This is a genomic window from Acinetobacter sp. YH12218 (assembly GCF_013417925.1).
GTDB lineage: Bacteria > Pseudomonadota > Gammaproteobacteria > Pseudomonadales > Moraxellaceae > Acinetobacter > Acinetobacter amyesii.
The window spans coordinates 1-8,713 of the sequence record NZ_VPDB01000096.1 but is presented as its reverse complement, the minus strand read 5'-3'; the positions used below and the strand labels follow the sequence as shown (position 1 = coordinate 8,713).

Sequence of the window (8,713 nt, the reverse complement as noted above, 5' to 3'; positions counted from 1 at the left end):
ATGAGAAAGCCCATATAAATGGGTAATGTACAAGTTGCTGTAGAAGCATGTTTAATTCGTCTGATCACAGATACTTTATAAAGTATTTTAATACTTTTTTGAATCAGTCAATGCGTAAGTCCTAAATAAAAACTAAAAATATTCCATAACAATAGATTTATTTAAAATCACTTATTAATAAATTAAAGTTTTGTGAATGATAAAAATAATGCTGAGATAGAACGTGAAAAATTATGTAATTTTTGTGACATTAGATTTCAAGCCTTAAGGCTTGTCTAGGGACTCTCTCCAGATTTAGGTTTTACCATGAAAAAATACAGTCTAGCTCTTCTACCTGCATTTGTTGCAGCAGCCATGACACATGTTCACGCCGCAGAAGCATTCGATACTAAAGGTCAGTACATGCTCGGGGATTGGGATGGTAAACGTACCGAACTTGCACAACAAGGTGTGAAGTTTGAGGCCAATATTGCTGCTGATGCTGCCTATCTTGCCGATGGTGGTCGTAATCCGGGACATTCAGCAACGGTAGCTAGCCAATTGTGGTTAGGTACACAGCTTGATATGGAAAAACTCGCAGGTTGGGATGGCGTGACTGTGCGTGCCGTGATGACTGCACGTCAAGGTCAAAGTACCTCAGTTCGTGATTTGCAAGGAGATGTTCATCAATTAGCAAATGCACAAGCCAATTTTGGTCGTGGTAATCAGAAAACTCGCTTATCTGAACTGTCTATTGAAAAGCAATTTAAACAGCAAGGCTTAAGCATTAAAGCAGGCCGTTTAGGTTTGGGCATGGACTTTAACGTGATGGGCTGTGACTTTGCCAGTACTGCGTTTTGCGCTGCGCAAATGGGTAAATGGCAAGGCAATATTTGGATGAATACCCCAGTTTCACAGTGGGGCGCACGTGTGAAGCAAGAGCTTAGCCCAGAACTTGCTGTACAAGCGGGTGTGTATGAATACAACCCTGAAAATGCTTTGGAACGCCATGGTTGGAATTTGGATACCGATGATGCCGATGGTGTAACTATTCCTGTAGAAATCATTTGGACACCAAAATCATTGGTCAATGGCTTACCGGGGAGCTACCGCTTTGGTGCGATGTACAACACCGCAGATAATGTCAAAAATCAAAAAGACATTATTTCGGGCGAAGCAGAAGATCGTACCTTTGGTGGTTGGGTCGCGATTGAGCAACAGTTAACGTCTACAGGTGAAGGCAAACGTGGTTTGCATAGCTTTGCCAATTTTACTTGGCATGATCGTGTCACCACAAAAGTTGATAACTCACAGCAGTTGGGTTTGAAATACATTGGATTGGCCGATCGTTTACCAAACGATATGGTTGGCTTGGGCGTGAACCGTGTGCATGTCAATGATCGACTTTCTGCTGAGAAATTTGATGCAAGTGCAGAATATAATGTCGAGTTGAACTATAGCCATAACCCGACGAAATGGTTGATGATTCGTCCAAGTTTACAATATGTGATTAACCCAGGCTCAACAAATCGAGTTGATGATGCTTTCCTAATTGGTTTAAGCTCTAAGGTAATCTTCTAATGTTAAAATAGGTGCTCTATGCAAAGTAAATTTAACGTCACATCATTTAAGACACATTTACTTTGCCTGACGGCATGTATTAGCCAACAGCTGTATGCAGAAACAGGTTCTACGGAACCTGTTTTACTTCCTGAGATTACCATTGAAGCACCACGAACCAATACCACGTGGTTAAAAACACCTGCATCGGTATACCGTGTACAGCAGGCTGAAAATAATAACAATACGGGTGTAAATCTGTCCGAAACCTTAAAAGGTGTGCCCGGCCTGCAACTGAATAACCGTGAAAACTACGCACAAGACTTGCAACTGTCTATGCGAGGTTTTGGCGCACGTTCAACATTTGGTGTGCGTGGTATCCGTTTATATGTTGATGGAATCCCTGCGACCATGCCGGATGGTCAGGGACAGACGTCAAATATCGATATGAGTAGCTTAAATCATATCGAGGTATTGGGCGGGCCATTTTCCTCTTTATATGGTAACTCTTCGGGTGGGGCGATTTTAACAACGACCAAGCAAGGTACTGGAAAAGACTCCATCGAACTCGGCTATTCAGGCGGCAGTCATAATAAAAGCCGTGCTGATATTGTGCTGCAAGGTGGCTCAGAACAGGCCAATGAACCTAGCTATGTTGTGAGTTCTTCTTATTTTGAAACCGATGGCTACCGTGATCATAGTGCTGCAAATAAGGTACTCAGCAATGCAAAACTGACGTGGGATTTGGATGATGGTTCCAAGGTCAATTGGATTGTGAATCATGTGGATATCAATGCCGATGATCCACAAGGTCTGAATCGGGAGCAATTGCGTCAAAATCCGAAACAAGTTAATGATGCCAATAATACCTATGATGTACGTAAGGAAATTAGCCAAACTCAAACTGGGTTGACGTGGAAAAAACCATTGAATGAGCAGCATGAACTCAATGCAATGGTGTATATGGGGCAACGTGATGTGGTGCAGTATCAGTCCATCCCCAAAAATCCACAAAATAATGCGCGCCATGCAGGTGGTGTGATTGATTTTAGCCGTGATTATTATGGAACAGATATTCGCTGGACAGGCAAAGACCTTTTGCCGAATACGCGTTTTACTGCAGGCCTTGCCTTTGATTATATGGATGAAGACCGTAAGGGCTATGAAAATTTTGATGCCAATGGAAATTTTGGCAAGAATGGCAATATTCGTCGAAATGAAAATAACACCTTGTGGAATTTAGATCCCTATGTCCAAGCTTCGTGGAATTTTTTACCCAATTGGACTTTAGATACAGGGCTACGATATAGCAATGTTCATTATGAATCTGACGATAAATATGTCGTGGGTTTAAATAAGGATGACAGCGGTAAAACCGACTATGACAAAGTTTTACCTTCAGCAGCATTAAGTTGGAATATTGCGCCTCAACTGAATGCCTATGCCAGTTATGCCAAAGGTTTTGAAACACCGACCTTTACAGAAATGGCCTATTCTAAAGATGACGGTATGAATTTTGATTTAAAACCGGCCAGTAGCGATAACTACGAGCTTGGGCTTAAATCACAAAATGCATTGGGGAATTTCACTGCAGCGGTGTTCCAAAGCAAAACTCAAGATGACATCGTCTCTGCAGGAAGTATCAATGGTCGTGCAACCTATAAAAATGCCGATAAAACCTTACGTGAAGGTGTGGAGCTTTCGTGGAATAAACAGCTATGGCGAGATTTAAGCGCGCAAGCAAGTTACAGTTATATCGATGCCACTTTTGATGCCGCAATTCCTGACAGTGATGTCGTCAAAGGCACCTATATTCCGGGTATTGCCAAAAACCAAGCGTTTGCCGCACTGAATTGGCTGCCAGATATTGGCTTTAATGCCGGCCTAGATGTTCGCTATATGGATAAAGTCTATGTCGATGATGCCAACAGTGATGCTGCGTCGAGCTATACCGTGGTTTCTGCCAACGCAGGTTATGTGTGGAAACAAGCAGATTGGAAAGTTAAAACCTATGTACGTGCAGATAATTTGTTTGATGAAAACTATGTCGGTTCAGTGATCGTCAATGATGGAAACGGACGCTTCTTTGAACCAGCGGATGGTTTGAATTGGAGTGCAGGATTAAGTGTGACCAAAGCCTTCTAAAAGGAGAGTGATGTGGCGTTGTTATTTCAACCAATTCAGTTTGGAACATTGGGGCTGACTAATCGAATCGTGATTGCACCCATGTGTCAATATTCTGCCAATGAGCAAGGGGAGTTAAGCTATTGGCATGAGCAACAATGGGCGAATTATGCCTTGTCAGGTGCCGGACTATGTATCATCGAGGCAACGGCTGTACAGGCAGAGGGGCGCATTAGCTATGCGGACCTCGGCCTTTGGAATGATATGCAACGCGCACAGATGAAGGCACTATTGGCCAAGGTGAAATCACTTTCACCTATGCCATTTGCTATCCAGTTGGCACATGCAGGGCGTAAGGCATCGACAGATAAACCGTGGGCAGGACGTGGACAATTACCCCCAGATCATCCTCAAGGATGGCAAACTGTTTCAGCCAGTGATTTGCCCTTTAATGTCACAGATCATGCACCCCATGCTTTAAGTCGAGATGAAATCCAGCAGATCATTCAAGACTTTGCCGATTCAGCAAAACGCGCGGTAGATGCAGGCTTTGACTTAATTGAGCTACATGCTGCACATGGTTATTTACTGCATCAATTTATGTCACCATTGTCGAATCAACGTAGCGATGAATATGGTGGCAGTTTGGAAAATCGCATTCGTCTAACCCTTGAAGTGTTCCAAGCCATGAAAAATGCCGTGCCTGAAGATTATCCAATAGGGGTACGTATTTCCGCAACTGATTGGATGGAATATACTGAAGCACCGAGTTGGGATCTAGACTCGGCTGTTGGTTTGTCAAAAGCGCTTGCACAACTAGGCACAGCCTATATTCATGTTTCTAGTGGCGGCTTAGATGTTGCGCAAAAAATTCAATTACAAGCCAGTTATCAAGTGCCTTTTGCTGAAGCCATTAAGCAAGCCGTTCAGGTTCCCGTAATTGCTGTGGGTTTAATTACCGAAGCAATGCAAGCCGAAGGCATCTTACAATATGGCATGGCAGATGCGATTGGTCTTGCTCGTGCAATTCAATATGACCCGCGTTGGCCATGGCATGCTGCTGCAGAACTCGGTGAAAATTTAAAAATTTCTCCGCAGTACTTACGCTGTCAGCCGCATGCACAAAGAAGTCAATTTACGGCTTTCTAATTATCAAAATTTATAGCGGTCCGATCTACACTCTTAGGTTGAGGGTGTGGATGGAAGAGTCTATTACACAGGATATTTCGTATGGTCTTTGAGGTGATTGGTCCAATCTTTTTTCTTTTGGCCTTGGGATATCTGTCTGTAAAATGCAGTTTATTGAGTAAAGAACAGGTCGGAACCATTGGTGCATTTGTGATTAAGATTGCACTGCCGGCTTTGTTTTTTCAGTCATTAGCTTCTAAAGATTTGCATCAAATTTGGTATCCCGGCTATTTCTTTGTTTATACCGGAGTCACGTTTTTACTGTATGGCATGGCCTATTGGCTATTGTCGACACATTTTAAAAATAATATGTCGCAAACAGCAGTACTGTCACTAGGCGCTGGCATGTCAAATACAGGCTTAATTGGCACTGCAGTGCTAAGCTTGTTGGTCGGTCAAAATGCGATGACCTATACCTCACTGATCGTCATTATTGAAAGTGTGCTACTGATTCCAACGGTGCTGGTCCTTGCACATTTAGGAAGTTCACAGCAAAAAGCCAATATTGGCGACATCATCAAAAATACCTTAATGACCCTGTTAAAAAATCCACTCTTTGCAGGGGTAATGCTAGGGATTGGGTTTGCAATTTTCCAAATCCGTTTGCCTCATCAAATCAATGATGTACTGGCGATGTTAGGTCAAACGGCTTCACCACTGGCGCTGTTTGCAATTGGTGGTGGGATTGTCGGTATGAGCTTAAAGTATGTGAATGCTCAGAGCTTCTATTTGGTGATTTCAAGCAACTTGGTGATGCCTTTACTGACTTATTTGGGCTTACGCTATTTGACTGATGTCAGCCAAGAGATGTTATATGCAGGGACGATTATTGCCGCATTACCGATGCCGACGATTTTTGCCATGCTAGGACAAGTTTATGGCTTAAATGAAAAGACCTTAACGCCTTTGTTGATGAGTACCATCTTGGGCTTTGTCGTAACAGGTGTATTAATCAGTCTGTGGTGGGCGTGATTTTGATCAGCTCAAGATTTTCTTTGTCCCATGAAAAAGCCCTGCATATGCAGGGCTTTTTTTAATGCTTAATTAACTCTTTTTCGCATTGGCTTTAGGTGCTTTGGCTTGTTCAGCGATCATTTTATCCACGGTTGCCAAAGATTCTTTGGCTTGCGGAATATTTTCTTTGGCTAATGCGCTAAATATTTTTTTAGCTTCAGGCAAATTTTGCGGGATGATATTGCCATTTACAAACATATTGCCCACTGCCATCAATGCAGGGACATAACCTTTTTTCGCTAACTCTTGAATGCTATTTAGACCTTGTTGAATAGGCTTTTCATTTTTAGCTTTAAAGCCGGCACTGATGTCATAAAGCGCTTTGGCATGAATCGCAGGGTAGTTGCCTTTTTTAATCAGCGGATCAAGTTTACTGAGTGCCAATTTATCTGACTCAGGTTTATTTTCTGCAAAAAGTAAAATGGCATAGTCGATGGAGGCATCGTCAAAACCTGCCGAAGATGCGCGTTCTAAATATTGTTTGGCCTTGTTGGTATCTTGTTTTAAGCCCAGCGTGCCCGTTGCATAATTTTTACCTAACACATAGTTAGCAACTGGGTAGCCTTTGGCTGCAGCCTGTTCATAGAGTTGGATGGCTTTTTTCTCATCCTTCGCTACGCCTTGACCTGTTTGAGTAAGATAGCCCAAATTATAAGTGGCCTGAGCATTACCTTTTGCTGCAAGCTTGCTCAGTGTTTGGTAGGCGCCATTCATATCTTTGGCCTTGACCATGGCTTCCACTTTAGCAAATTCAGGATCGACGGCATCTGTTTTGGTTTCAGCAAAAGCCAATTGAGTGCTCATTGCTAAAATGCTTGCGAATAGGATTTTTTTCATCTTTAAACCTTTTATAAATCATACACATAATTCCGTTTATGTGTTTTGGTGGTTATTTTTGTCGGTTTTTACATCATAGGTAGATTTACGTAAATGTAAAGTGAGGAATTGTGATTTAAAGCGTTTTTATAAAATAATGTTGATTGCCCTTAGCGTTTTAAATGCCATGACTTTATTGCATCAAAAGCCTTTGCAAAAAAGCAGGACTCTGATTTAATCGCGCATTGTTATTTTCTCTGAGGCAGCGCGATGTTTATTAAAGGCATTAAACGCAATTACGATAAAATCAATGCAGATGAATCGATTGCAGATGAAGATAAAATTGATGCGCTTTTGATGAAACTGGGCGCAGAGTTTTTAGTCAGTAAAGAGGATCGTGTTTATATTTTCAAAAAAGGCGATTTAGAAGCTAAATTTGATGCCAAACATGCGCGCGCCAATCATTTTAAAGAATATGTATGCAAAGACATGAATAAGTTGTTTCATGGATTTTGATTAAAATCATGATTTAAAAACAAAGACGTGAGGGGGAATACAGTTCCTCCTTATTTTTGACTGTTGTGTACTGCACCAGCGTATATGATTTAAAAAACCTTAATTTTCAAAATTATAATATTTTCTAAAAATATAAATTGAATAAAATAGATACAAGGCGTCTATGATGAATACAGATATACATGATTCATTGAGATGTATTTAAATATGATAAAAATAAGTGCCATCTTGATCCTTAGTTTCGTTTGTTCAATGACCAGTTGGGCTCAACAACCCAAGCTTGTACCTCATCCAATCCATTTAAAAAATGGCAAGCAGTTTTCATTAAATTTGCCTGCAAATTTCGAGATCATTCCTGCTGCTGAAGGTCTCAAACGGGTACGCTTTTTTTCGCAAGCGCCTGATCGCAGAATGTTTGTCACGGATATGTATGATCTAACAGATAATAAAAAAGGTACTGTATATATATTGGATGATTGGAATGCTGACACCGGTAAATTTGGCAAAATCATTCCTTATCTGACCGGTTTGAGAAATCCAAATTCAGTTCAGTTTTATACCGATGCTCAAGGACAGGATTGGCTCTATTTGGCGGAAACGGACCAACTGACACGGCAAAAATTTAGTAGAGGAGAAACTCAGCCTTCGAGTAAGGCTGAAGTTTTAGCGACATTTCCTGATTATGGTTTGAGTTATAAATACGGCGGTTGGCATCTGACGCGGACGATTGCTATCGGTGGAAATGGAAAAGTTTATGTGTCGGTTGGTTCGAGTTGTAACGCCTGTGTAGAAAAAGAAAAAGTGCGAGCATCCGTCATCGAGATGAATCCTGATGGTTCAGAGCAACGGGTGTATGCGGCAGGTTTGCGTAATGCTGTTGGGCTAAAATGGATCGGTAGATTTCTATTTGCGACCAATCAAGGTTCTGATCATTTGGGAAGTAAAAAACCAGATGAAACTTTTTATGCGCTAAAACAGGATGTCGATTATGGTTGGCCCGCATGTTATGCATGGCAGGGAAAAGTCTTGGCGGACTCTAAATTTAAACGTGCATCTGGCTGTAAAAATGTTCCATCGCCCTATGCTTATTTCCCTTCGCATTCCTCAGCACTGGGTTTTGATTATTTTGATCATCCAGACACAGATGACACCATCAAAAATTCTTTTTTAGTGGCCTTGCATGGCTCTACCGAAGAAGCGATTGGCCATGGCTATCAAATTGCAATTATGCGTAAAGGACAAAAACTTGAAACCTTTATGAATGGCTTTTTAGTCGGGAAAACGGTAATTGGGCGACCTGCTGATATTTATAAGATCGATGAAAAATCTTTTTATTTTTCGGATGATCGGGCAGGGGTAATTTAGTAAGCGTCCGCTGAACACACCTTATGAATTCATCCTATAAGCCTTAATTTAGTCCCCACTTAGAAACAAGTGGGGACTTAAATTTATGACTACAAATCATCAGACATCCATCGCATCTCTTGCGAAAAAACGAAGAACATACAGTGCTGAA

The 8,713-nt window shown here is 41.5% G+C and carries 7 protein-coding genes; 6 read left to right on the top strand and 1 reads right to left on the bottom strand.

Annotated elements, in window-relative coordinates:
- Positions 1 to 306 precede the first annotated feature (306 nt).
- From FTV03_RS16275 to FTV03_RS16260, 4 genes are all read left to right on the top strand, one after another.
- The gene (locus FTV03_RS16275) at positions 307 to 1,560 is read left to right on the top strand and encodes a carbohydrate porin (RefSeq protein ID WP_180042218.1); all 1,254 of its coding nucleotides are present in this window, start codon (positions 307 to 309) and stop codon (positions 1,558 to 1,560) included.
- Positions 1,561 to 1,578: 18 nt separating this feature from the next.
- On the top strand, positions 1,579 to 3,684 hold the full coding sequence (locus FTV03_RS16270; protein ID WP_180026894.1) for a TonB-dependent receptor: 2,106 nt from the start codon (positions 1,579 to 1,581) through the stop codon (positions 3,682 to 3,684).
- A gap of 12 nt (positions 3,685 to 3,696) precedes the next feature.
- Entirely contained in the window at positions 3,697 to 4,812 is a 1,116-nt protein-coding gene (locus FTV03_RS16265; RefSeq protein ID WP_180042216.1) for an NADH:flavin oxidoreductase/NADH oxidase, read from the top strand.
- Between the two features lie 81 nt (positions 4,813 to 4,893).
- Entirely contained in the window at positions 4,894 to 5,823 is a 930-nt protein-coding gene (locus FTV03_RS16260; RefSeq protein ID WP_180042214.1) for an AEC family transporter, read from the top strand.
- 72 nt (positions 5,824 to 5,895) lie between these two features.
- On the opposite strand, the gene FTV03_RS16255 is transcribed toward FTV03_RS16260, so the two are convergent.
- Entirely contained in the window at positions 5,896 to 6,702 is an 807-nt protein-coding gene (locus FTV03_RS16255; RefSeq protein WP_180042212.1) for a tetratricopeptide repeat protein, read from the bottom strand.
- Between the two features lie 249 nt (positions 6,703 to 6,951).
- Here FTV03_RS16255 and FTV03_RS16250 point away from each other — a divergent pair, with 249 nt between their 5' ends.
- Positions 6,952 to 7,197, top strand: coding sequence for a hypothetical protein (locus FTV03_RS16250; protein WP_180042210.1), 246 nt, complete (start codon positions 6,952 to 6,954; stop codon positions 7,195 to 7,197).
- Between the two features lie 207 nt (positions 7,198 to 7,404).
- A complete protein-coding gene (locus tag FTV03_RS16245) occupies positions 7,405 to 8,562 on the top strand; it encodes a sorbosone dehydrogenase family protein (RefSeq protein WP_180042208.1) in 1,158 nt (385 codons plus the stop codon).
- Positions 8,563 to 8,713: the final 151 nt, after the last annotated feature.

Excerpts from the sequence above, each read along its gene's own strand:
- FTV03_RS16275 (WP_180042218.1), top strand. The coding sequence starts at position 307 with ATGAAAAAATACAGTCTAGCTCTTCTACCTGCATTTGTTGCAGCAGCC.
- FTV03_RS16270 (WP_180026894.1), top strand. The coding sequence starts at position 1,579 with ATGCAAAGTAAATTTAACGTCACATCATTTAAGACACATTTACTTTGC.
- FTV03_RS16260 (WP_180042214.1), top strand. The coding sequence starts at position 4,894 with ATGGTCTTTGAGGTGATTGGTCCAATCTTTTTTCTTTTGGCCTTGGGA.
- FTV03_RS16255 (WP_180042212.1), bottom strand. The coding sequence starts at position 6,702 with ATGAAAAAAATCCTATTCGCAAGCATTTTAGCAATGAGCACTCAATTG.
- FTV03_RS16250 (WP_180042210.1), top strand. The coding sequence starts at position 6,952 with ATGTTTATTAAAGGCATTAAACGCAATTACGATAAAATCAATGCAGAT.
- FTV03_RS16245 (WP_180042208.1), top strand. The coding sequence starts at position 7,405 with ATGATAAAAATAAGTGCCATCTTGATCCTTAGTTTCGTTTGTTCAATG.